Here is a 24,430-nt window from a genome sequence, read left to right on the forward strand (position 1 = left end):
TCGAGCATCCGCTCTCATCCACCAACATTCATTTTCTCAAATAACGACTTGCCTAAGTCATATCGCTTGAAGTCTGGTGCTGGCTTCAGAAGCTGAGAAGAAGGGCGAAAGATAAGCTAACCATCCTGCCTCCTCACTCGCAAAATCCGTCGCGGCGCAAGAAAGCCTTGTTGATGGCGACGGCCGCCTGCGCGCCTTCCGCGATGGCTACCGCGACAAGAAGAACGTCGCGCGACATGTCACCCGCAACGTATACACCGGGCACGCTGGTTTCATCGGTATCGGGGTCCGTCACGACGCTCCCCTTTGCACCGCGCTTGCAGCCAAGGCTTTTGGATAGGTCCGAAGCCTGATGGCAGCCGGTCGAGAAAAACAAACCTGCCCGGGGCAAATCCGGTCCACTCTGAAATACAATCCTGGTGAGTTCGCCATTGGTGCCTTCGAGGTTATCAATGGGCTCCAGGCGAAGCGGGATACCCTGTGCCTTGAGCTTGAGCGTGGCTTGCGCACTGACCTCGGTCCCACCGCTGCACGCCACGACATCCGCCATCCAGTGTTTCATCATGATTGCAAGTTCCGCCCCCTTATCCCCTTTTCCGAAAGCAGCTACGGGCTTTCCAGCGTATTCGAAGCCGTCGCAGTAAAGACAATGATGGACGGAAACGCCGTATAGAGGTTCGATTCCCGCGAGTTCAGGAAGTTCGTCAACGAGACCCGTCGCAAGCAGGACTTTTGAAGCGATGCCGGTTGTGCCGTCCGCGCATACGAACTCGAATTCGTTGCCGATCGGCGTGATGCCGGTCACCCGCGTCCCCCGCAGCGAAACAGACTTGTAGCGAGTGAGTTCTTGCCGCGCCTCCTCCAGGAATGCGGCGGGAGAACGGCCTTCCCGCCCGAGCAGGCCGTGGATCGCGTGCGAAGCCATGTTGCGTTGATGCCCTTCATCGCACAGCAATGCTTTGCGGTGGCACCTCCCCAGAATCAGCGCAGCGCTTAATCCGGCGGGCCCACCGCCGACAATGAGAACATCGACTTCCATTTCAAGCCCTTTCGTTGCGTAACCATATAGGGCCCCTCGCAACGGGTGGAACCCTTAGCGGCCATTCAAGCGTTAGGGATTGGGAAGAAGATCATGGCGCGCGCGAACACAGCAGCGAAATGGAACGAATTAACGCTTGAGGAGCGTCGCGAGCGGCGACAACTTCGTCGCGAAAAGCAGCGCGAAGACAATATCGGCCGCGCCGCGAAGATGCACGCCGCCCGGCTCAGGATGGACGCGAAGATCCGGAAGCGCCCGCCCGATTTGAAGCCATCGGTCTATGTCGGATGCTCGGGCTGGCGTTACTGGAAATGGCGGGATTCGTTCTATGCGGGTGTGCCACAGGAAGATTGGTTCGCGCACTACCTGAAGCGCTTCGACAGCGTCGAGATCAACGCATCGTTTTACTCCTGGCCGACGGTTGCCAACGTCCAGGCCTGGCGACGCCAGCCCGGCAAGAAAAAGTTCGTTTACACCGTCAAGGTCTGCGAGCTCATCACTCATGTAAGACGGTTCAAGGGCACAAAGACGCTGATTCGGGATTTCGGCATCATCGCCGATATACTGGGCGAACGGACGGGCTGCTTGCTGTTCCAGCTGCCGCCGAGCCACCGCTACACAAGAGCGCGGCTGGATGCGATCGTGAGCCAGCTCGATCCTGCGCGCCGCAACGTCGTGGAGTTTCGACACGCCAGCTGGTGGAATGACGAAGTTTATCGGGCCTTTCGAGAGGCCGGAATTATTTTCTGCAGCTGCAGCGGGCCGCGCCTGCCCGACGCGCTTATCCGGACAGCCGACGAAGTTTATCTTCGCCTGCATGGTCCCAAGCGCTGGTATCGGCACGACTACTCAAAGAGCGAGTTGGCGACCTGGGCGGACAGGATCAAAGCGAGCGGGGCCAAGAGAGCCTGGATTTACTTCAATAACGACAACGACGCTCATGCCCCGAAAAACGCGACAGCTCTGCGGCGCATGCTCGGCCGCGTATCCTTAATGGCGTGAGACGAGACGTTGAAACTGGTATCATAACAACGCCGCGTTCTCGTGACCGATCGATACTTTAATTCCTGATTCAACACCGGCCGTCGAACCGCCCGCGAGCAATGCGACGCCGCCTGCAGGTTTGCCGCAATTGCGGGGAAACGCCCCGATGCGGCTTCGCGGTCACTAACGTGAGACGCGCGACTTGCGCTAAATCAGCGACGCCACCGAACCAAGCCCGATGATGTGCGCCAGCGAGCGGACTTCGCGCTTCTGGTCTTCGCGCAGCTGGAACAAGAGCGGCATCGCTACCGATTTCAACTGCTGCACTTCAGTCCACTCGGGATCGATCGGCGTGCCGGTGGCGGCGGGATTGGCCTGACGGGTCGCATGGATCTTTCGCGCAATGGCACGCAGCGCGCTTTCGACGCCGGGCCAGTGCTGCTCCTGCGCCGCGGAGAGTTTTAAGCGCTCCTTGATGCCGGCGATCTGGATGTCGCTGAGCAGCGCGTAGGATTTCTGTACCGCGGGTTTTGCCGCGGCCTTCGGCTTATCGGCGGGAAGCGGAATCGCTGTCAGCGGCGCTGATATCTTCGGGGGCTGTCTGTCGAACGGGCTGTCGGATGCGAAGGCCTGCCGGAGCGGCTCGGGCAGCTGTTGAGAATTATCCGCGGCCGGCGGTAGCGCCGCCATCGCCAAAGGCAGCTTGTCCTTCTTGCCTTCCCGGTTCGAGGCCGGGCCCTTGGCCACGGCCGGCGGGATCTCGGAGCGCACCACCGGCACGCTGTCGCGGCCAAGAATGCTCGCCGCGGCCGCGCCGACGACCAGAAAACACGCCAGCGCCAGGATGGTCATCGTTCTGGTCAAACAAAACTCCGCTTCAGCCGGCGAACCGCAGTCAACGTTCCTCACAAATGAACATTAATTAAGGCTTAACCGTGCCGCAACCCGGTGAATTTGCAGGTAGCCGGGTAGCGGGGGCCTTTCAGGCCGCCACGGCGAGATCGTAGGCGTCCTGGATGTCGGCGACGATATCGGAGGCTTCCCACAGCGCGTCCGGGGCGACCGAGTGCATGCTGACGGTCCAGTTGCCTTTCGCGGTCCGGGGCATGCCGACGATGTCGAACCGCACGTCCCGGCATAGCGGATGCCGCCCGAAGGCCGCCGCAACCCGCGCCTGAAGCTCATGGATCGTCGCCGGAGTTTTTCCGGAGGAAAGCTCGAAATCCATGCCGCACTCCCTTCAACTGACGCCTCGGGCGCCGTCAGGCGCACGAGCGCGGCGGACGGCCGCGCGAGGCGATTGTAGGAATGGGACTGGTTAACGAAGCGTTAAGGCCGGAGCTTTTGCCTTGTCCCGGACGCGGTGCGGCATTCTTCATGCCGCTCCGCAGCGCCGGGACCCCGGTAAAAAAAGCTGGACCCGGCTCTGCAGCGCACCACGCCTCGAAGAGCGGCGTGCTGCGCTGCGTCCGGGGCACGATCTCACCCCAGCAGCTGATCCAGCCGGTCGCGCAACTGGTCCTGGTGGTACGGCTTTGCCAGCCGCGGCAGGTCGAGCTGGGCGCCTTCCGGCAGATCGGCGTAGCCGGTCGCGAGCAGGATCGGCAGCGACGGGCGCACCTCGCGCCTGGCGGCGGCGAGCTCGATGCCGGTCATGCCGGGCATGACATGGTCCGTCATCATCAGGTCGATCGGCTGTTCGCTTCGCAGGATATCGAGCGCATGCATGCCGGAATTGGCGCCGATCACCCGGTGTCCGAGGTCTTCCAGCATCTCCATGGTCGACATCGCGATCAGCGGATCGTCGTCGACGAACAGGATCACCGCGGAACGATTGACCTTCGCCGTCACATGTGCGGGGCTTTCGGCTTCCGGCGCCGCGGTCGCGACGGGGAGGATCAGCGTCGCCGTGGTGCCCTTGCCGACCGTGCTGGCAAGCTGCAGCGCGCCGCCGAGCTGCACCGCGAGGCCGTGCACCATCGACAGCCCGAGGCCGGTGCCCTTGCCCAGCGGTTTTGAGGAGAAGAACGGTTCGATCGCCTTCTTCAGGATGTCCGGCGTCATGCCCTTGCCGGTGTCGATCACCGAGACTTTCAGATAGTTGCCGGACTGCAGCGTCGCGTCGCCGCTTGAACGATGCTCCGCCACCTTGATGTCGATGGAGCCGCCGTCGGGCATCGCGTCGCGCGAGTTGATGGCGAGATTGAGGATCGCAAGCTCCAGCTGATTGGCATCGACCCGCGCCGGCGGCAGGTTTTCCGGAATATCCAGCCTCAGCGCAATCCGCGGTCCAAGCGAGCGCTCGAACAGATCGATCATGCCGTTGATCAGCGCGCCGAGATTAACCGGCAGAGCCTTCAGGTCCTGTTGCCGGGCAAATGCCAGCAGCCGCTGGGTCAGCGAGGCGCCGCGCTCGGCGCCCTGCAGCGCGCCGTCGATCAGCCGGTGCAGCCGCGGGTCATCGGGAACGCGCTTGCGCAAAAGATCGAGGTTTCCCATCACCGCCATCAGCAGATTGTTGAAATCATGGGCAACGCCGCCGGTGAGCTGGCCGATGGTTTCCATCTTCTGCGCCTGACGCAATTGTTCCTGCGCCTTTTCCCGCGCCGCCACTTCCTTCATTAGCTCGGCGGTGCGCTCGCCGACGCGCTGCTCCAGCGTCGCGGTCAATTCCGCCAGCGCGGTGCGCTCCGCGGCCAGTTGCGCCAGCAGGTTCTCGCGCTCGATCTCGGAGGTCTTGCGCGCGGTGATGTCGGAGGAAACGCCGACCAGCGACTTGATGCTGCCGTCGGGCCGGCGCACGGCGCGGGCGCGCACGTCGACCCAATGCACCGAGCCGTCGGGCCAGATGTTGCGGTATTCGAAACTGTAATCCTTGCCGCTCCTGATCGAGCGGTCGAGCGCTTCCTGCCGCCGTGCGCGGTCGTCGGGATGAACCGCCGCCAGCAAATCAGAGTACGAAAACGGATCGCCCGGCTTGCGGCCGTAGAACGTCTTGCAGGGGTCGGACGCTTCCAGCTCAAACTCCGGCAAATGCAGCTCAAGCGCGCCGAGGCGGCCGGCGTTGAGCGCGGTCTGCAGCAGGCCTTCGCTTTCGGTGAGATCTTCGAGAATGGCGCGGGTCTGGTACTGGCGGCGGCGGCCCCTGACCGCCGACCCGACAATGCTGACCAGCGTGGTCGGGTGAAACGGGCGCTCAATGAACGTGACGTTGCCGAGCGCCTGCCCCAGCCGCGCGGCATCGGGGTTGCGTTCGGGCCCGCCGCCCTGATGGGTGAGCAGCACGATCGGGAAATCCGACCATGACGGCTGCTCGTTCAGCCATTTCACCAAGCTGCGCAGATCGGCGGTCTTGATCGCCTCGTCGGCGATCACCGCGAGACCGGCGCCGGCCTCGATCTCATGGATCATCGCCGTAAGGTCGCCTGCGATGTTGGCGTAGAAGCCGGCTTCCTGGATCAGCGCCGCGGCGACGGTCGCATCGCGCCCCGTCGGCGCGAGGATGACGGCGCGTTCGGAGGACGAACCGGGCCTCACGGGGTCTGCTCTTCCAGCAGCGGCTTGTCGGTGCCGACATAGACCGGAACGCCGCGCAGGATGCCCTGGAAGCCGTCGAGCGGGCCGCCGATGGTAAGGCCGCGGCTGTCGATACGATATTCGCGGATGGTGGATTCGTGCGTGCCGGTGCGCTTCTTGATGACGGACATCGCGCGCCGAACGCTGCCCAGCGCCTCGAAATAGCGCAGCAGGATCACAGTGTCGGCCAGATAGGTCACGTCCACCGGCGCCTTCATGTCGCCGACCAGGCCGTGCTGCGCCACCGTCATGAACGTCGCCGCACCCCGGCGGTTCAGGTATTGCAGCAATTCGTGCATGTGCAAAATCAGGGAATTTTCTTCCGGCATCGCGGCCTGGTAGCCGTTGAGGCTGTCGATCACCACGGTCTTGATCTCGTCCTCGTCGACCCGCTTGCGGACCCGATGGGCGAACTCGCCGGGCGACAGTTCCGCGGCGTCGACCTGGTCGATGAAAAGCTTGCCGCTGCGCTGCAGGTCCTCAAGATCGATGCCCAGCCCTTTCATGCGCGCGAACAACAGGCCGAGTTCTTCATCGAACACGAACAGCGCGGCTTTTTCGCCGCGGGAGACCGCAGCGATAACAAAGATGATGACCATCAGCGACTTTCCCGTACCGGCGGGACCGAGGACCAGCGTGCTGGAGCCCGCTTCGATGCCCCCGCCCAGAAGCTTGTCAAACGCCTTGATGCCGGTCGACATTGTGGTGCGCGTGAAGGTCGAACGATATTCAGAGGCCACCAGCCGCGGAAATATATTCAACCCGCCGGTCGTAATCGTCGCATCGTGATATCCGCCGCGGAATTTCACCCCACGATATTTGATCACCCGGGCGCGCCGCCGCTCCGGGCCATAAGCGGGCGCCAGTTCCTCAAGACGAAGCACGCCATGCGCGACGCTGTGCACGGTCTTGTCGGCGACATCGGCCGTGAGATCGTCGAGCAGCATCACCGTAGAGCCGAACTGTGTAAAATAATGCTTGATCGCCAGAATCTGCCGCCGATAGCGCAGCGAACTCTGCGCCAGCAGCCTGATCTCGGACAGGCTATCGAGAACCACCCGGCTTGGCCGGTGGCGTTCGACCGTATCGAAAATCTGCTTGGTGGTTTCGCCAAGTTCAAGGTCCGATGAATAGAGCAGGCTTTGCTGCTGGTCGGAATCCAGCAGGCTTTCCGGCGGCAGCAGCTCGAACACCTCGATGCCCTCACCCAGAGTCCAGCCGTGGGAGCCGGCGCCTTCACGCAATTCGCGTTCGGTTTCCGACAGCGTGATGTAAAGGCATTTTTCGCCGGCGCGCGCGCCTTCCAGCAGGAACTGCAACGCCACGGTGGTCTTGCCCGTGCCAGGCGCGCCCTCGACCAGAAAAACGTGACCGCGGGAAAATCCGCCTGCCAGGATATTGTCCAGCCCCCAAATGCCGGTTTTCGCCTTGCCGGCGACAGGTTCGACTGCGTTCATACGACCCCCTTAACCGGGTTTAAACACCCATGGCATCAAACAGTTCCGCGAAAACGGAACTATTTTTGGGGGAAGAATTCCGGCCATGATGCGCGCCACGCGCGAAGCATCTCGCCCCAACCTTCCGGCTGGGTCTCGATGCAGACCGCATCGGGCGCGGGTCGGACCCACGATTGCGCGCTCGTGCTACGGGTGAAAAAATGCGCCGCCGGCACCACCCAAGAGGTGTCGTCGAGCGTTCCGGCGCGGACGTTGACGATTTGGTCGCGGCCTGCACGTTCGCCATAGAGACGGGCTCCGCAATCGCCGCAGAACCAGGAGATGACCGGCACGCCTGTCGCAGAGGTATGGCGCCAGGCTTTCGGCTCCCCCTTGAGAAGGCGAAAACCCCTCGCCGTCACCGGCATATTGACAGCAAATGCGCTGCCGCTGCGGGTCTGACAATCGGTGCAGTTGCAGGTATAGACCAGCAGCGGAAACGATGCGATTTCATAGCGGATCATGCCGCAGGCGCAACCACCAGTCATCGGAAGTATAGGCCGCTTTCGGCTCATCGTGACTCCGGAGCGCGAAATACACCTAGCCTATCCGCAAAATCGTTGCGCCGCGACCGGCAATCCTTCACCGCTTCTCGATGACGAGGCTCTGCACAGCGCGGCCGAAGTAGCCGTTGATGTCGCCAAGACGGCCCGCAGCGATGCCCGCGCCGTCGGACCCGATCCAGGTCTCTGCGTCGAGCAAGATCCAGTCGCCGACCGGCGGCCGCGCCAGGCTTACGGTGAGGTCGGCGTTGAGAAACGTCCATTCATCGAAATCGAGCACCGATGAGGTGCCGTTGCAGAAATCGGCGGCGACCACCGCCCGCATCATCTGCGAGATGGCCGCGCCCTCGACGATCGGCCGGTCGATGCGATACCAGATCGCACCCGGCCCCCGTCGCAGAAAGCCGCCGCGAACCACGCTTACGGAAAGCCCGGTTACGAAAGGCGTGCGTGAAAACCGCGGCTGCAACGGCTGGCCCTGGTCCGGCGGCGGCACATCGATCGGCGCGCCGGCGAGTTCGGAAGGCAGCGGCAGGCTGTCGGCGCGGACCTTGAGCGCCGTCGCACGCACCACGACGGCATTGTCGGCAAGCAGCCTGATGGCGCAGAGCTGAATTTTGCGCCCCTCCCGCAGTACTTCGCTCTCGATCGTCAATGTTGTGACCGGTACCGGACGCATCAGGTCGATGGTCAGGCGCACCATCTGCATCGGAACCGATGTCGGGATCGCCTCGGCGGCCCATGTCACCAGCGCCGCCGGCGCCGCGCCATGCTGCATGGACGAATCCCAGGGACCTGCCGCGTTGGGGCTGGTTTCGGCGCGCTTGCCGTCGACGCGATAGATGGCGTACATCACATGGCTTTCACTGTCTCTTCAGGAGTGCGGATTGCCCTAGGTGCTTCGCTTGCAGCCGATGCAAAGCATTCATGAGCAACTTTTCTTACGCAGCCCAGAGTCGTACAAGTTTAGGGGGGATCGGCCGCAGCCAGCCGACGGTGACGAATTCTGGCATTAAATTCTAGCCGTCAGCGATGCAAGTCCAAGGGTCCCGAAGCTTTGCCTGCCAGTGGAACCGGGACCCGAGACGCTTTCTGACGGCGCTTACTCGAACTCGGCCAGTTCCATTAATTTTGCACCGACGGGAACAAACCGCCTGCTACCGCATTGATGACCTCGGCCTGAATTGTGCGGCGAGGCGGTGCTCTCATGGGCAAGTTTCTCACTTGATCTGGGAGTCCGCAGCCGTTTCTATGACACGAACTGCTCAGATTCGAGCACGTTGCCCAGGGGGAATTCATGAGCGATCTCGGTCCTGCCGCGCCATCGGCCACTCGCCGCACCGCAAAAAGCAAATCCTTTGGCAACGGAAAGCCCGACCCCTCTCAAAACCTGCTTCACGCGCTTCAGGCGATGCGGAGCGGAGATTTTTCCGTGCGGATGACCGGCAACCATCTCGGGATCGAGGGAAAAATTGCCGATACATTCAATGAAATCGTGGCCGCCAACCAGCGGATGGCGCAGCAACTGGAGCGCGTGGGTCAAGTCGTCGGCCGGGAGGGAAAAACCCGGCAACGCGTCAAGTTCGGTCTGGCCAGCGGCTCATGGGCCGATATGGAAGGCTCGGTCAATACGCTGATAGACGATTTGCTCTGGCCTACCCGCGAAGTGACGCGGGCCGTCGCCGCCGTCGCCCAGGGCGATCTGCTGCAGACCGTGCAACTGGATGTCGATGGCCGCCCGCTGGGCGGCGAATTTTTGCAGTCGGCCAACATCGTCAACACCATGATCAAGCAGCTCAGCGTGTTCACCTCCGAGGTGACGCGCGTGGCGCGCGAAGTCGGCACCGAAGGCAAGCTCGGCGGTCAGGCCCAGGTTCCCGAGGTCACCGGCGTGTGGAAAGACCTCACCGAAAGCGTGAACTCGATGGCCAACAACCTGACCGGCCAGGTTCGCAACATCGCCGAAGTCACCATCGCGGTCGCCAATGGCGACTTGTCCAAAAAGATCACCGTCGACGTGCGCGGCGAGATCCTGCAGCTGAAGGAAGCCATCAACACCATGGTCGACCAGCTGCGCTCGTTCGCCTCGGAAGTGACGCGCGTCGCCCGCGAAGTCGGCACCGAAGGCAAGCTCGGCGGCCAGGCCATCGTGCCCGGCGTCGCCGGCACCTGGAAGGACCTCACCGACAACGTCAACCTGCTGGCGGGCAACCTCACCACACAGGTGCGCAACATCGCGCAAGTGACGACCGCCGTGGCGCGCGGCGACCTGTCGCGCAAGATCACGGTCGATGTGAAGGGCGAGGTCCTGGAGCTCAAGGACACCATCAACACGATGGTCGATCAGCTCAATGCGTTTGCCTCGGAAGTGACGCGCGTGGCGCGCGAGGTCGGCACCGAAGGCAAGCTTGGCGGCCAGGCGGCGGTGCCGGGTGTCGCCGGCACCTGGAAGGATCTCACCGACAGCGTGAATTCCATGGCCGGCAACCTGACCTCGCAGGTCCGCAACATCGCCGAGGTCGCCACCGCCATCGCCGGCGGCGACCTGTCCAAGAAGATCACCGTGAACGTCAGCGGCGAAATTTTGCAGCTCAAGGAAACCGTCAACACGATGGTGGACCAGCTCAATGCATTTGCCGGCGAGGTCACGCGCGTGGCGCGCGAGGTCGGCACCGAAGGCCGGCTCGGCGGACAGGCCAATGTGCTGGGCGTCGCCGGCACCTGGAAGGATTTGACCGATTCGGTCAACTCGATGGCCGGCAACCTGACCGGCCAGGTCCGCAACATCGCCGAGGTGACCACCGCCGTCGCCAATGGCGACTTGTCGAAAAAGATCACGGTCGACGTGCGCGGCGAAATTCTGGAACTGAAGGACACCATCAATACCATGGTGGACCAGCTCAACGGTTTTGCCGGCGAGGTGACGCGTGTCGCGCGCGAGGTCGGCACCGAAGGCAAGCTCGGCGGTCAGGCGCTGGTGCGCGGCGTCGCCGGCACCTGGAAGGACCTCACCGACTCGGTGAACTCGATGGCCTCCAACCTGACCGGCCAGGTGCGCAATATCGCCGAGGTCGCGACCGCGGTGGCGCAGGGCGACTTGTCCAAGAAGATCACCGTGAACGTGTCGGGCGAAATCCTTCAGTTGAAGGAAACCCTCAACACCATGGTCGACCAGCTCAACGCGTTCGCCTCGGAAGTGACGCGCGTGGCGCGCGAGGTCGGCACCGAAGGCAGATTGGGCGGCCAGGCCGCCGTGCCCGGCGTCGCCGGCACCTGGAAGGATTTGACCGACTCGGTCAACTCGATGGCCGGCAATCTGACCGGCCAGGTCCGCAACATCGCCGAGGTGGCGACCGCAATCGCCGGCGGTGACCTGTCGCGCAAGATTACCGTCGACGTCCGCGGCGAGATCCTTCAGTTGAAGGAAACGCTCAACACCATGGTCGATCAGCTCAACCGGTTCGCCGGCGAGGTGACGCGCGTGGCGCGCGAGGTCGGCACCGAAGGCCGGCTCGGCGGCCAGGCCAACGTGCCCGGCGTCGCCGGCACCTGGAAGGACTTGACCGACTCGGTCAACTCGATGGCCGGCAATCTGACCGCACAGGTGCGCAACATCGCCGAAGTCACCACCGCCGTGGCGCGCGGCGACCTGTCGCGCAAGATCACCGTCGACGTGAAGGGCGAAATCCTCGAACTGAAGAACACCATCAACACCATGGTGGACCAGCTCAACTCGTTCGCCTCGGAAGTGACGCGCGTCGCGCGCGAGGTCGGCACCGAAGGCAAGCTCGGCGGTCAGGCCGAAGTGCCGGAAGTGGCCGGCACCTGGAAGGACCTCACCGACAACGTCAACTTCATGGCGTCCAACCTGACCGCGCAGGTCCGCAACATCGCCGAGGTGGCGACCGCGATCGCCGGCGGCGACCTGTCCAAGAAGATCACGGTCGACGTTCGCGGCGAAATCCTGCTGCTGAAGGACACCTTGAACACCATGGTCGAGCAACTCCGCTCGTTCGCCGCCGAAGTGACGCGCGTGGCGCGCGAGGTCGGCACCGAGGGCCGCCTCGGCGGACAGGCGGTGGTGCCCGGCGTCGGCGGCACCTGGAAGGACCTGACCGATAACGTCAACCTGCTTGCCGCCAACCTCACTACGCAAGTGCGCAACATTGCCGAGGTGACCACGGCTGTGGCGAGGGGCGACCTGTCGCGCAAGATCACCGTCGACGTGAAGGGCGAGATTCTCGAGCTCAAGAACACCATCAACACCATGGTCGACCAGCTCAACGCCTTCGCCGGCGAGGTGACGCGCGTCGCGCGCGAGGTCGGCACCGAAGGCAAGCTCGGCGGCCAGGCGGAAGTCCCCGGCGTCGCCGGCACCTGGAAGGACCTGACCGACACCGTGAACTTCATGGCCGCCAACCTGACCGAGCAGGTCCGCGGCATCGTCAAGGTGGTCACCGCGGTCGCCAATGGCGACCTCAAGCAGAACCTGACGGTCAAGTCCAAGGGCGAGGTCGCGGCGCTGGCCGAAACCATCAACAACATGACCGATACGCTTGCGATCTTCGCCGACCAGGTGACCAGCGTCGCGCGCGAAGTCGGCGTCGAAGGCCGCCTCGGCGGCCAGGCCAATGTGCCCGGTGCGGCCGGAACGTGGAAAGACTTGACCGGCAACGTCAACCTGCTTGCGGCCAACCTGACATCGCAGGTCCGCGCCATCGCCGAAGTCGCGACCGCCGTGACCAAGGGCGACTTGACCCGTTCGATTCAGGTGGACGCACGCGGCGAAGTGGCCGAGCTCAAGGACAACATCAATACGATGATCGGCAATTTGAGGCTCACCACCGACGTCAACACCGAACAGGACTGGCTGAAGACCAACCTCGCCAAATTCACCAACATGCTGCAGGGTCAGCGCGATCTCGCCACGGTGGGCCGGCTGCTGCTGACCGAACTGACGCCGCTGGTGAACGCCCATATGGGCGTGATCTATCAGGTCGAGAATGAGGACAATCCACAGCTGCGACTGCTGTCGGCCTATGCCGGCGACGGCACCATTCCGCATCCGCAATATGTGCAATTCGGCGAAGGTCTCGTCGGCCAATGCGCGATGGACAAGCGTCAGCGGCTGGTATCCGACATCCCGGCCGATGCCACCCCGATCAATTCCGCGCTGCTGCGCGTGGTGCCGAAAAACCTCGTGGTGCTGCCGGTGCTGTTCGAGAACCAGGTTAAGGCGGTGATCGAGCTGGCCTCGGTGGGCTCATTCACGACGTCGCAAATGACCTTCCTTGAACAGCTTACCGACAGCATCGGCATCGTGCTCAACAGCATCGAGGCGACGATGCAGACCGAAGGTCTGCTGAAACAATCCCAGCAGCTCGCAGGCGAATTGCAGACCCAGCAAAAGGAACTGCAGCAGACCAACGAGCAGCTTGAACAGAAGGCCCAACAGCTCGCCGAACGCAACGTCGAGGTCGAGCGCAAGAACCAGGAAATCGAGCAGGCGCGGCGCGCGCTCGAGGAGAAGGCGACCGAACTTTCGCTCACCTCGAAATACAAGTCGGAATTCCTCGCCAACATGTCGCACGAGCTGCGCACGCCGCTCAACAGCATTCTTATCCTTGGCCAGCAGCTCACCGAAAATCCGGACGGCAACCTGTCATCGAAGCAGGTGGAATTCGCGCGAACGATTCACGGCGCGGGCACCGACCTGCTCAACCTGATCAGCGACATCCTCGATCTGTCCAAGATCGAATCCGGAACCGTGACGGTGGACGCGGAGGAAATCCTCACCGCCAATCTGCTTGACACCGTCGGACGTCCGTTCCGGCACGAAGCGGAAAACCGCCAGTTGTCCTTCAACATCGATGTCGACCCCAATCTCGGGCGCAGCATCGTCACCGATTCCAAGCGCTTGCAGCAGGTGCTGAAGAACCTGCTGTCGAACGCGTTCAAGTTCACCGCGGAGGGCGGGGTCCGCCTCAATGTTTCGGCCGCGGTAGGCGGCTGGAGCGCCGAACATCCGGTCCTGAACCACTCCCCTGCCGTGGTAGCCTTCGAGGTGTCCGACACCGGCATCGGCATTCCGCTGGAAAAGCAGAAACTGATCTTCGAGGCCTTCCAGCAGGCGGACGCGGGCACCAGCCGAAAATATGGCGGCACCGGCCTGGGGCTGGCCATCAGCCGCGAGCTTGCGAGCCTGCTCGGCGGCGAAATTCATCTGCGCAGCACGCCCGGCAAGGGCAGCACGTTCGTGCTCTATTTGCCGCTGAAATACTCGGGACCGACGGTGGCGCCGCGTGTCCAGACGCCATCCTCCTACACACCGGCGCTGCAGATCACGGCGCAAGAGCGCGTCATCGAACAACTACCGGATGACCGGCTGGACCTCGCACCGGGCGACGCGATCCTTCTGGTTGTCGAAGACGATCCGCATTATGCGCGCGTGCTGATTGATCTGGCCCGCGACAAGGGTTTCAAAGTCCTGGTCGCGTCGCGCGGCGCCGAAGCTCTGGATCTTGCCAAGCAATTCCAGCCCACGGCGGTTTCGCTCGACGTGTTCCTGCCGGATATGCTCGGCTGGACCGTGCTTAGCCAGTTGAAGCACAACCCTCTTACCCGGCACATTCCCGTCCAGATCATCACGCTCGACGAGGATCGTCAGCACGCCCTGGCGCGCGGCGCGTTCTCCTTCGTCAGCAAGCCGACCACCACCGAGGGCGTCAGCGCGGCGCTGTCCCAAATCAAGGAATACGCCAAGCCGCGCCGCAAGCGCCTGCTGATCGTCGAAGACAATGCGGCGGAGCAGATGAGCATCAAGGAGCTGCTCGATCATAACGACATCGAGATCGTCACGACCGATACCGGCGCCGGCGCGCTATCGACGTTGCGCGATAGCCCATGCGATTGCGTCGTGCTGGATTTGCGGCTGCCCGACATGAGCGGGTTCGAGGTACTGGACAAGATCCGCAAGGATGACTCGCTGTCCAATGTCCCGGTAGTGGTGTTCACGGGCCGGGAGCTTTCGGTGGAAGAGGACGCCGAATTGCATACGATGGCGCGCAGTATCGTGGTAAAGGGTGTCGAGTCGCCCGAGCGTCTGCTCGACGAAACATCGCTGTTCCTGCACCGCGTGATAACGGAGCTGCCGGTCGAGAAGCAGCGCATGCTGGAGAAGCTCAACAGCTCGGACGAGGATCTGGTCGGTCAAACCGCGTTGCTGGTGGATGACGATGCCCGCAATATCTTCGCGCTGAGCAGCGTATTGGAGCGTCGCGGCATGAAGGTTCTTAGCGCCACGACCGGCAGCGAGGCCGTGGCGCTGGTCGAATCGAACCCTGAAATCGCTATCGTTCTGATGGATATCATGATGCCGCAGATGGATGGCTACCAGACCATAGGGGTCATTCGCGACAACCCGGCGTTCCGCCGGCTGCCCATCATCGCGCTTACCGCCAAGGCAATGAAAGGCGACCGGGAGAAATGTCTCGAGGCCGGCGCGTCGGATTATCTGGCCAAACCGGTGAATACCGAACAGTTGCTGCTCGCCATCCGCATGTGGCTACACCGCTGACCGGCCTGGGCAACATGACCGACCACGAGAAAGTCAACATTCTGCTGGTCGACGATCAGCCGGCGAAGCTCCTTGCCTATGAGGTCATTCTCAAGGACCTCGGCGAGAATCTCGTGGTCGCGACCTCCGGCCGGGACGCGCTCGAGTACCTGCTCAAGAACGACGTCGCGGTCATTCTGGTCGATGTTTGCATGCCGGAGCTCGATGGTTTCGAGCTTGCCGGCATGATCCGCGAGCATCCACGCTTCCAGAAGACGGCGATGATCTTTATCTCGGCAATCCAGGTCAGCGACATCGACCGGCTGCGCGGTTACGAGATGGGCGCGGTCGACTACGTTCCGGTGCCGGTTATTCCGGAGGTGTTGCGCGCCAAGGTCAAGGTGTTTGCCGAGCTGTATCGCAAGACCCGAGCGCTGGAGCGGTTCAATGCCGAGCTCGAAGATCGCGTTCGCGCCCGCACCGCGGAGCTGCAGGAAACCAACGCACGACTCCTCGAAAGCGAGCAGCGCCGTAACCTGGCGATCGCAGCCGGCAAAATGGGGTCTTGGGATTGGGACTGGATCAACGGAGACTGGATGTGGGACGACGGGCAATTTCATATCTTTGGAGTTGATCCGCAGACGTTTGAAGTGACGCCGGCAAATGTCCAGGCGTTGCTTCATCCGGACGATATCGACCAACTCGGCAACGCCATGGCCCAGTTCGCCAAGGGTACAAAATCCTACGAGGCGGAGTTTCGCATCAACCGGCCGGACGGCGAGGTGCGCTGGTGTGTCGGAACGGCCGCCGCGACGCTCGACAGCGGCGGCCGCGTGGTGCGCGTCAGCGGCGTCACCATCGATATCACCGACCGTAAACATGCCGAAGAACGTCAAAATCTGTTGACCCGGGAAGTCGATCATCGGGCCAAGAATGCATTGGCGCTGGCGCAATCCATTGTTCGATTGACGCGAGGCGAAAACGTCAAAACCTACATTCAAGCGGTGGAAGGGCGGATCAGCGCGCTTGCACGGGTTCATACCATCCTTTCATTGTCGAGCTGGCAGGGCGCGGAAATAGGACGGCTGGTCGATGAAGAACTCGCGCCCTATTCGGTGGGCGATCAGACGGTATTTTGCGGTTCCGAGGTTCAGCTGCAGCCCGCAACCGCGCAAACGCTGGCTCTCGCCCTGCACGAGCTGGTCACCAATTCGGCCAAATATGGTGCGCTGTCGATGCTGTCGGGCCGTCTCTCCATCAAGTGGGAGGTTCAAGCCGATGTTCTCGTGCTGGCGTGGGAAGAGAGAGGCGGACCTCTGGTTCAGACGCCGATATCACGGGGATTTGGAACGAGAAGCGTGATAGCCAGCATCGAATCGCAACTCGGAGGCAAAGCCGAATTCGACTGGCGCTCCGAAGGTCTCATTTGCCGGCTGTCGGTTCCGCTGGCGCGGAATGCAGCGATATCCGAACTGAACGTTCGCCAAAATACAGCCGTCAACGGCAATGGCGCGAAACGAATTGCACGATCCGCAGACATTTGAAAAGAAATTCCGGCGGCGGCGATCACCGTGACGGGCGGTCACAGCGCCGGATCGACAGCCTCGGCATATTCCTGCTTGAACCGTGCGATCAGTTCGGCGGCCGGCAGAATCTTGCCGACGCTGCCGACGCCCTGGCCGCTGCCCCAGATTTCCTTCCAGGCCTTCGGCCTGGCGCGCTCGCCTGACGCGTCGGTGCCGAAACTCATTTTCGAGGCATCGGACTCCGGAAGGTTGTCGGGGTCCATGCCGGCGGCGACGATCGAGGGTTTCAGGTAATTGCCGTGCACGCCGGTGAAGAGATTCGAATACACGATGTCTTCCGCCGTCGAGGTCGTGATCATCTGCTTGTAGCCCTCCACCGCGTTGGCTTCGGTGGTGGCGATGAAGGCCGAGCCGATATAGGCGAAGTCGGCGCCGAGCATCCGCACCGCGCGGATCGCACGGCCGTTGCCGATCGCGCCCGACAGCGCGATCGGGCCGTCGAACCATTGCCGGGTCTCGGCCACGAACGCGAATGGCGAGATTTCGCCGGCGTGACCGCCGGCGCCGGCCGACACCAGGATCAGCCCGTCGGCGCCCTTCTCGATCGCCTTGTGCGCGAATTTCTGGTTGATCACATCGTGGAACACGATGCCGCCCCAGCGGTGCGCGGCCTGATTGAGCTCCTCGCGCGCGCCGAGCGAGGTGATGATCATCGGCACCTTGTGCTTTTCGCACAGCGCCAGGTCCTGATCGAGACGGTTGTTGGAGCGATGCACGATCTGGTTCACCGCAAACGGCGCCGCGGGCCGCTCGGGATGCGCCCTGTCATGCGTGGCGAGGTCTTGCCTGATCCGCGCAAGCCACTCGTCCAGCAGCGCCGGCGGCCGGGCGTTCAGCGCCGGAAACGATCCGACGATGCCCGCCTTGCATTGCGCGATCACCAGATCGGGCACGGAAATAATGAACAGCGGCGCACCGATCACCGGAATCGACAGACGGCCCTTGAACAGAGCAGGCATGGACATTCAGGATTCCTCTTTGGCGTTATGCATGATGGTTGACCTTTGATGCGAGGGCACCAAAGCAAGCGCAGCGACGGCGCGCAAGGCGGGGAGGCCAAGAAATCGGGCTATTGGCACACCGCGCGTGTCACATAGGTCTCGGTCCGGCATTCGCTTTCCTCGGGCTTGCGGCCGGACAGCAGCGCTTTGGCCGAGCAGTTGCGCGCCGTATCGACATCGAGGCTCTTGCCTTCCTTGAATCCCTTGCTTTGGCAAAGTTTGTCGGCGGCAGCTTTGCAGTCGGGCGCGCCGTTGGCGGCTACCGGACACGCGGCACGGCCTCTGACGCCCGGAGATGTCGTCAATCGCGACAGCGCACCGGCCGCGTCGTCGATGGTTTCCTTAGGGCCCTTCAGCGTCGGCAGCAACGCCGCCGGTTTCTCGAGCAATTTTCCGATTTCGTTGATGAGACCCGAATTCTCCTTCGGCGCAGGTTCGCTCCGTTGCGGCGCGGACTGTGCCGGCGGGCCTTGCGGGGACGGCGCCGGCTGGGGTGTGGCCTGTGCCCATGCCAAATCCGACATCGCCATCATCGGCAACACCACCATGGCGATGGCGACAGGCTGTTGAATCCGCGCGATCAGATTGCCGATTCGATCCGACATGATGATGAGCGTATCCCGTCGACACCGAGCGGAAAAGCGCGTCGCTAGATCAATCGAGCCGCAACGATGAAGCCGAGCACGAGGACGACGGTGCCGAGCGCTACCCAGAGGCCGAGCCGCTTCTCGATCTGCGCGCGGATCGTGTCGCCATACCGGTTGAGCAGTATCGCGACGACGAAAAAACGGCCGCCGCGGGCGATCATCGAGCACAGGATGAACAGCCAGATGTTGTAACCCGCAAAGCCGGACGTGATGGTCACGAGCTTGTAGGGGATCGGCGTCAGCCCCTTGCCGATGATGATCCATGCACCCCATTCGGCATAGGAAGCCCGGAAGGCTTCGACCTTGCCGCCGAGACCATAAAACTCGATCAGCCAGTGTCCGATTGAATCATAGAGCAGCGCACCGATGGCATAACCAACGACGCCGCCCAGCACCGAGGTCGCGGTGCATACCGCGGCGTAGAACCACGCCCGCTCCGGCCGGGCCAGCGACATCGGAATCAGCATCACATCCGGCGGCACCGGAAAGAACGAACTCTCCGCGAACGAAACGGCTCCCATGATCCAGAGCGCGTATGGTTTGTGCGCGGCGTCGATGCACCAGTCGTAGATTCGTCTCAGCATGGCGCGATGAACCACCGTCCGGCGGATTTGTCCATGCCGGTTAATGCAGGATTGGTGTGAAGGCTAATGACGTTTGCGGGCGCGGGCTGCCAGCGCGACAATTGGTCGCCGCGGGGCGCGGGGCGGGGCTGCTTTTGGCATTTTCATGGCCGATTTGGGCAGTTTCTCGGCGATGCCGAGCAGGTGCTCGCGCCGCTCCATCTCGCGCCAGACGTCTGCGGGGCTGACACCGGCCGAAGCCCACAATACGGTGAGATTATAGAGAAGGTCGGCGCTCTCGCGGACCACCGCCTCGGTCTTGCCGTTGACGGCGTCGATCACGACTTCGATGGCTTCTTCGGCGAGCTTCTTGGCCATTTTGGCCGGCCCGCGCTGAAACAGCCGCGCGGTTCGCGACGTCGCCGGATTGAGATCCTTGGCCGCGATCACCGCCTGATAGAGCCGTTCGAGCGAATCACTCATTCCTCGAACTTAATCCAAAGCCATGGCAAGCGTGTTAACGCCGGGTTTCCAGGCCGCCCTCGCATAAGAAAATCGCCGGCCGCTTTGAAGCGACCGGCGATCAGGCGGGGAGATCGGATACTACCAGCCGGCGAGCGGATGGCCGTGATAGCGGGGGACGCCGGAATTGCGATAGCCGTAGCCGCCGCCATAGTATCCGCCGCCGCCGTAATAGGCCGGCGGACCGCCGTAGTAGCCGTAGGATTCATAGGGACCGCCACCATAATAGGCAGGGCCGCCGTAATAGCCGCGGTCCTGGGACGCGGCGATGGCGAGCCCCGTGCCGACGATACCTGCGAATGCCGCTGCAGCGGCCGCTCCGCCACCGCCGCGATAATACCGCCGGCGAGCGCTGATGTCGGTAGCGTCACTTGTACCGGACGCCGCAGACCAGACCTTGGCAGGCGTTGACGTACCGGCTTGAGCCGCCGACGGCTCGAATGCCGTCAGCGCCAGTGCCGCGACTGTCGTCAGCGCGGCGGCGCGCCCGAATGAAGTAACCAAAGCTTTTCGCGTGAACATCTCGATGTCCTCCGGTGGGTAATCTGGCCTGACAGGCCTTCTCCAGTTAACCCCTGAGCGAAGTATGAGTTCCCGTATACGAATGGGACCTGAACGATCGGTGGCGGAATAAAGGCAGTCACTTGCTGTTCAGGTTTGATCAGGCATTGTCCCTGTACGGTCCGGATGGACATGAAACAAACATACCGGGCGCGGCAACTGCCCTTCGGCTTTTCAGTTGTGCCTTTCATGCGCGTAGCATCTTCCACCGCACTCAAGCGACTTCCGACCCGATTTTCGATTTGGGCCATCACGGCGCTGAACCTTGCCTGGATCGGCGCGCAAACCGGCCGAGCCGCGGACGAGCCCGCGCCGCCGACCGCCATCCAGTTCACCCTCGATCGTCCGCTCGATGCGAGCAATGCGCCGTTTGTGCTGGCATCCAGCCACGGCCTGTTCCGCGCCGAAGGTCTGGCGGTCGGGACCAAAATTGCCAGCGGACCCGCGGATGCGATTGCGCGCGTCGCTTCCGGCAGCAGCGACCTGGCGTTGGTCGATATCAATGTACTGGTCCGCTTTCGCGACAAGGCCGACGCGGCGCCGGTCAAGGCGGTGTTCATGCTGTTCAACAAGGCGCCCTATGCGATCATCGCGCGCAGGAGCCGCGGCATTCGCGCGCTCTCCGACATCGAGGGCAAGACCCTCGGCGTCGCCGACGGTGACTTCTCGATCTGGTTCTGGCCGGCGCTGGCGCATCAAAACGGAATCAAGCTCGCCAGCGTGAAGCTGGCCAAATTCAGCCCCGCGGTGCGCGAGCCGATGCTGTCGGCGGGCCAGGTCGATGCCGTCAACGGATTTTCCTATTTGGCAGGAGTCAATTTGAGGGACCGCGGCGTGCCCGCGGATGACCTCACCGTGCTTCGCTACGCCGATTATGGCTGTGAGGCCTACGGCTTTGCATTGATCGTCAATCCCGCCTTCGCCGCCGGCAAGCCGGAAGCGGTGAAGGGATTTTTGCGCGCCGTCATCGGCGGCACCCGACTCGCCATCAAGGATCCGGCGCGGGCGGTGGATGACGTCCTGACCCTGATGGAAGGCGGATCACGCGATCTGGAACTGGCGCGCCTGCGCGCCGTCATCAGCGACAATATCTTGACCGACGAAGTGAAACGCAGCGGCATCGGCGGCATTGACCCGGCCCGCTTTGCGCGATCGGTCGATCAACTGGCAGAGGATGTCAAATTCCGCGCCAAACCGACGTCGGCCGATATTTTCGACGGCACGTTCCTGCCGGAATCCAGCGGGCGTTTGATCCATTGAGCGTGAGCCTGTCGCAGCCGTCCGCTTGACATTCGTAAGCAAATAGCTTACACCTCGACGACATCGCAAAGCGGTTCAGCGGCGTGATCAGGACGTTCAAAAATAAGCCGCTTGGCGAGCTATGGTTGAACGGCAAAACGTCGAAGATCGACGTAAAGATGCATGAGCGCATTTTGCTGCGACTTGATCGCCTCAATATTGTTAACGCACCGGAGGAAATGAACCTTCCAGGCTTCAACTTTCACCCGCTGCGAGGCAAGCCTCTGCGATACTCGGTCCATGTCAACGGGCCGTGGTGTCTCACTTTCGAATTTTACGGGGGCGACGCCTGGCGCGTCGATTACGAACAGTACCACTGAAGCCGAGCCGAACGTGGCTCAGCCCTGCGGAGAATGAAAGATGGCCGAATATATTGCCAAGCGAAATCCGAATCGCTGCCCTTCTCATCCGGGAGCATTACTCCGCGAGGTCGTGATCCCTGCGACTGGAAAGACCAAGACCGAAATCGCCCGCCTGCTCGGCATCTCGCGGCAGCACCTGCATGACATCCTGGAGGAGAAAAAGCCATTGTCGCCGGAAGTGGCGGTGCGTGTGGGCAAGCTATTCGGCGGCGGTCCTGGCGCCTGGGTTCGGATGCAGGGCGCCTACGACACATGGCATGCGGAGCGTAACGTTGATGTCAGCAAGATTCCGACGCTGAAAGTGGCCTGATCCCCTGCAGGCATCGGTTTGTCAACTTGTGACACCCGCTTTTCTGGATCATGCTTGAACAATCCTTCGCCCCTGACCAACGAGCCCACACTGCATGTCTCTCTTTCGCCTCTACACCCGCGTCCTGCAGTTGCTGGGAACAGAGGGGCGGCTGGGCTGGATCCTTGCCGGCGCCAACCTGCTGCTGGCCGGCGCGCAATTCGCCGAACCGGTGCTGTTCGGCAAGATCGTCGACGTATTGTCGGGCAAGCCCGCCACCGGCCCGCTCGCGTCCTCGTCGGCGTGGCCGCTGCTGGCGGCCTGGGTCGCGTTCGGCCTGTTCACGATCGGATGCGGCGCCGCCGTCGCGCTCAACGCGGACAAGCTGGCGCACCGCCAGCGCCAGGCCGTGCTGACCGACTATTTCGAACATATCATGCAGCTGCCGCTGACCTTCCACACCGGCACCCATTCCGGCCGGCTGATGAAGGTGATGCTGAACGGCACCGATTCGCTGTGGCGGCTATGGCTGGGATTTTTCCGCGAGCATTTTGCCGCCATCATGTCGCTGCTCGTGCTGCTGCCGCTGGCGTTTTATATCAACTGGCGGCTTGCGGTGCTGCTGTTCGTTCTGTGCGTGGTATTCACCGTGCTGACGACGCTGGTGGTGCGCAAGACCTATGGCATGCAGAGCGAGGTCGAGGCGCATTACAGCGATCTGTCCGCGCGCGCCTCCGACGCGCTCGGCAATGTCGCGCTGGTGCAAAGCTTCGTGCGCATCGACGCCGAGGTGCAAGGCCTGCGTTTCGTCGCCGACAAGCTGCTGGCGGTGCAGATGCCGGTACTGTCCTGGTGGGCGCTGGTCACCGTGATCACGCGCGCCTCGACCACCATCACCGTGCTGGCGATCTTCACCGTCGGCATCGTGCTGCACGAACAGGGCCTCACCACCGTCGGCGAGATCGTGATGTTCGTCAGCTTTGCCACCATGCTGATTCAGAAACTCGAACAGGTGGTCAGTTTCATCAACAGCGTGTTCATGGAAGCGCCGCGGCTGCAGGAATTCTTCAACGTACTGGACGCCGTGCCGGCGGTGCGCGACCGGCCCGGCGCCATCGATCCCGGCCGGCTGCAAGGTTTGGTCGAGTTCATCGACGCGTCGTTTTCGTATGACGGCAAGCGACCCGCCGTGGAGGATATGTCCTTCACCGCGCTTCCGGGCCAGACCATTGCGCTGGTCGGCCCGACCGGGGCCGGCAAATCCACGGCGATTGCACTGCTGCATCGCGCCTTCGATCCGCAGTCCGGCGTTATCAAGATCGACGGCATGGATATCCGCAGCATCAAGCTGACGGCGCTGCGGCGAAACATCGGCGTGGTGTTCCAGGAGGCGTTGCTGTTCAACCGCTCGATCGCGGACAATCTGCGCGTCGGCAAGCCGGACGCCACCGAAGAGGAAATGCGGATCGCCGCGGGGCGCGCGCAGGCGCTGGAATTCATCGAACGCGGCGAGCACAAGTTCGAGACCAATGCCGGCGAGCGCGGCCGGATGCTGTCCGGCGGCGAGCGGCAGCGGCTGTCGATCGCGCGCGCGCTGCTGAAGAATCCGCCGATCCTGATCCTCGACGAAGCCACCAGTGCGCTCGACGCCGTAACCGAGGCGAAGGTTAACGCGGCTCTCGACGAAGTGATGAAGGGACGCACTACCTTCGTGATCGCACACCGGCTCTCCACCATCCGCAACGCCACGAAAATCCTTGTGTTCGATAACGGGCGGGTGATCGAAAGCGGAACTTTCGATGAACTCGTCGCCCAAGGCGGCCGTTTTGCGGAACTCGCGCGGGCCCAGTTCATGGTTCAGGAGAATTCGCGGGCCAGCCTGGCTTCGCCCGAGGCCGACACCGCCGCTGTCGAGATCTAGATATCGTCGAAATTCGGCCCCTTTCATCCACGATTTAATCGTGCGGGCCCTGTTCCGGGCCTGCAAGCCGGTATAGGTTCGGGTTCGCCGCCGGACACGCTTGAAACCCGAACGTTACATGCCAAGGCCCCTTGCAGAAGGCGGGTCTCGAAGGACCGGAATCGATCGTGCATCTTTTTTCCAAGCCGCCTCGCAAGCCGTCGTTGATCTGGTTGGCCCTCGCCGCTGCGCTTGCGATCACGGCCACCTCGCCGCGTGCAGCGCAAGCCGAGGCGCTGCTGGTCGTCGAAGCTGACACCGGCAGGGTGCTGCAGGCCGAGAACGCCACCTATCCCTGGTATCCGGCATCGGTCACCAAGCTGATGACGACCTATGTGACGCTCAAGGCGGTCAAGGAGGGGCGCATCTCGCTCGACACCGTGCTGACGGTGTCGCCTGCCGCGGCCTCGCAGTCGCCATCGAAGATGGGCTTTCGGCCGGGCATTCAGGTCACCGTCGATAACGCGTTGAAGATGATGATGGTGAA

General features: G+C 62.6%; 20 protein-coding genes. 8 read left to right on the plus strand and 12 right to left on the minus strand.

Annotated elements, in window-relative coordinates:
• Window positions 1-133 precede the first annotated feature (133 nt).
• Window positions 134-1,039, minus strand: coding sequence for an NAD(P)/FAD-dependent oxidoreductase (locus tag VGP39_RS04860; protein WP_327566972.1), 906 nt, complete (start codon window positions 1,037-1,039; stop codon window positions 134-136).
• Between the two features lie 93 nt (window positions 1,040-1,132).
• On the opposite strand from VGP39_RS04860, the gene VGP39_RS04865 reads away from it, so the two are divergent.
• Window positions 1,133-2,041: a DUF72 domain-containing protein gene (locus VGP39_RS04865; protein ID WP_327566973.1), complete on the plus strand. Its 909-nt coding sequence runs from the start codon at window positions 1,133-1,135 to the stop codon at window positions 2,039-2,041.
• Window positions 2,042-2,230: 189 nt separating this feature from the next.
• Here the strand turns inward: VGP39_RS04865 and VGP39_RS04870 are convergent, their stop codons facing one another.
• From VGP39_RS04870 to VGP39_RS04895, 6 genes are all read right to left on the minus strand, one after another.
• The gene (locus VGP39_RS04870) at window positions 2,231-2,887 is read right to left on the minus strand and encodes a hypothetical protein (protein WP_327566974.1); all 657 of its coding nucleotides are present in this window, start codon (window positions 2,885-2,887) and stop codon (window positions 2,231-2,233) included.
• A 118-nt stretch (window positions 2,888-3,005) separates the two neighbouring features.
• Window positions 3,006-3,251 carry a hypothetical protein gene (locus tag VGP39_RS04875; RefSeq protein ID WP_327566975.1) on the minus strand — a complete coding sequence of 82 codons (246 nt, stop codon included), beginning with the start codon at window positions 3,249-3,251 and terminating at the stop codon, window positions 3,006-3,008.
• 254 nt (window positions 3,252-3,505) lie between these two features.
• On the minus strand, window positions 3,506-5,560 hold the full coding sequence (locus tag VGP39_RS04880) for an ATP-binding protein (RefSeq protein ID WP_327566976.1): 2,055 nt from the start codon (window positions 5,558-5,560) through the stop codon (window positions 3,506-3,508).
• The gene (locus VGP39_RS04885) at window positions 5,557-7,056 is read right to left on the minus strand and encodes an ATPase domain-containing protein (protein WP_327566977.1); all 1,500 of its coding nucleotides are present in this window, start codon (window positions 7,054-7,056) and stop codon (window positions 5,557-5,559) included. Before VGP39_RS04885 ends, VGP39_RS04880 begins: the two co-directional genes overlap by 4 nt.
• A 59-nt stretch (window positions 7,057-7,115) precedes the next feature.
• On the minus strand, window positions 7,116-7,559 hold the full coding sequence (locus VGP39_RS04890) for a GFA family protein (protein ID WP_327566978.1): 444 nt from the start codon (window positions 7,557-7,559) through the stop codon (window positions 7,116-7,118).
• Window positions 7,560-7,677: 118 nt separating this feature from the next.
• Entirely contained in the window at window positions 7,678-8,451 is a 774-nt protein-coding gene (locus VGP39_RS04895) for a thioesterase family protein (RefSeq protein ID WP_327566979.1), read from the minus strand.
• A 444-nt stretch (window positions 8,452-8,895) separates the two neighbouring features.
• Here VGP39_RS04895 and VGP39_RS04905 point away from each other — a divergent pair, with 444 nt between their 5' ends.
• Both VGP39_RS04905 and VGP39_RS04910 read left to right on the plus strand, forming a co-directional pair.
• Window positions 8,896-15,174 (plus strand): HAMP domain-containing protein, encoded by a 6,279-nt coding sequence (locus VGP39_RS04905; protein WP_349256802.1) that lies wholly within the window; start codon window positions 8,896-8,898, stop codon window positions 15,172-15,174.
• 14 nt (window positions 15,175-15,188) lie between these two features.
• Window positions 15,189-16,697 (plus strand): sensor histidine kinase, encoded by a 1,509-nt coding sequence (locus VGP39_RS04910; RefSeq protein ID WP_327566980.1) that lies wholly within the window; start codon window positions 15,189-15,191, stop codon window positions 16,695-16,697.
• 38 nt (window positions 16,698-16,735) lie between these two features.
• Here the strand turns inward: VGP39_RS04910 and VGP39_RS04915 are convergent, their stop codons facing one another.
• The 5 genes from VGP39_RS04915 to VGP39_RS04935 all read right to left on the minus strand — a co-directional run bounded on the left by VGP39_RS04915 (window position 16,736) and on the right by VGP39_RS04935 (window position 19,994).
• Window positions 16,736-17,704 (minus strand): nitronate monooxygenase family protein, encoded by a 969-nt coding sequence (locus VGP39_RS04915; protein WP_327566981.1) that lies wholly within the window; start codon window positions 17,702-17,704, stop codon window positions 16,736-16,738.
• A gap of 104 nt (window positions 17,705-17,808) precedes the next feature.
• Window positions 17,809-18,345 carry a hypothetical protein gene (locus VGP39_RS04920; protein WP_327566982.1) on the minus strand — a complete coding sequence of 179 codons (537 nt, stop codon included), beginning with the start codon at window positions 18,343-18,345 and terminating at the stop codon, window positions 17,809-17,811.
• Between the two features lie 44 nt (window positions 18,346-18,389).
• Window positions 18,390-18,971: a YqaA family protein gene (locus tag VGP39_RS04925; protein WP_327566983.1), complete on the minus strand. Its 582-nt coding sequence runs from the start codon at window positions 18,969-18,971 to the stop codon at window positions 18,390-18,392.
• 63 nt (window positions 18,972-19,034) lie between these two features.
• On the minus strand, window positions 19,035-19,433 hold the full coding sequence (gene hisE, locus VGP39_RS04930; protein WP_327566984.1) for a phosphoribosyl-ATP diphosphatase: 399 nt from the start codon (window positions 19,431-19,433) through the stop codon (window positions 19,035-19,037).
• Between the two features lie 120 nt (window positions 19,434-19,553).
• Window positions 19,554-19,994: a hypothetical protein gene (locus tag VGP39_RS04935; RefSeq protein ID WP_327566985.1), complete on the minus strand. Its 441-nt coding sequence runs from the start codon at window positions 19,992-19,994 to the stop codon at window positions 19,554-19,556.
• A gap of 228 nt (window positions 19,995-20,222) precedes the next feature.
• On the opposite strand from VGP39_RS04935, the gene VGP39_RS04940 reads away from it, so the two are divergent.
• The 5 genes from VGP39_RS04940 to VGP39_RS04960 form a co-directional block, all read left to right on the plus strand.
• Complete coding sequence (locus VGP39_RS04940) at window positions 20,223-21,293, plus strand: ABC transporter substrate-binding protein (protein WP_327566986.1); 1,071 nt, start codon at window positions 20,223-20,225, stop codon at window positions 21,291-21,293.
• 83 nt (window positions 21,294-21,376) lie between these two features.
• The gene (locus VGP39_RS04945; RefSeq protein ID WP_327566987.1) at window positions 21,377-21,652 is read left to right on the plus strand and encodes a type II toxin-antitoxin system RelE/ParE family toxin; all 276 of its coding nucleotides are present in this window, start codon (window positions 21,377-21,379) and stop codon (window positions 21,650-21,652) included.
• Between the two features lie 40 nt (window positions 21,653-21,692).
• Window positions 21,693-22,004, plus strand: a complete 312-nt coding sequence (locus VGP39_RS04950) for a HigA family addiction module antitoxin (protein ID WP_327566988.1) — start codon at window positions 21,693-21,695, stop codon at window positions 22,002-22,004.
• A gap of 94 nt (window positions 22,005-22,098) precedes the next feature.
• Window positions 22,099-23,904, plus strand: coding sequence for a glucan ABC transporter ATP-binding protein/ permease (locus tag VGP39_RS04955; protein WP_327566989.1), 1,806 nt, complete (start codon window positions 22,099-22,101; stop codon window positions 23,902-23,904).
• Window positions 23,905-24,071: 167 nt separating this feature from the next.
• Window positions 24,072-24,430: D-alanyl-D-alanine carboxypeptidase family protein (locus tag VGP39_RS04960; protein WP_414644568.1), on the plus strand; the 359-nt coding region annotated here is incomplete at its 3' end.

It is taken from the genome of Bradyrhizobium sp. (assembly GCF_036009065.1).
Classification (GTDB): domain Bacteria; phylum Pseudomonadota; class Alphaproteobacteria; order Rhizobiales; family Xanthobacteraceae; genus Bradyrhizobium.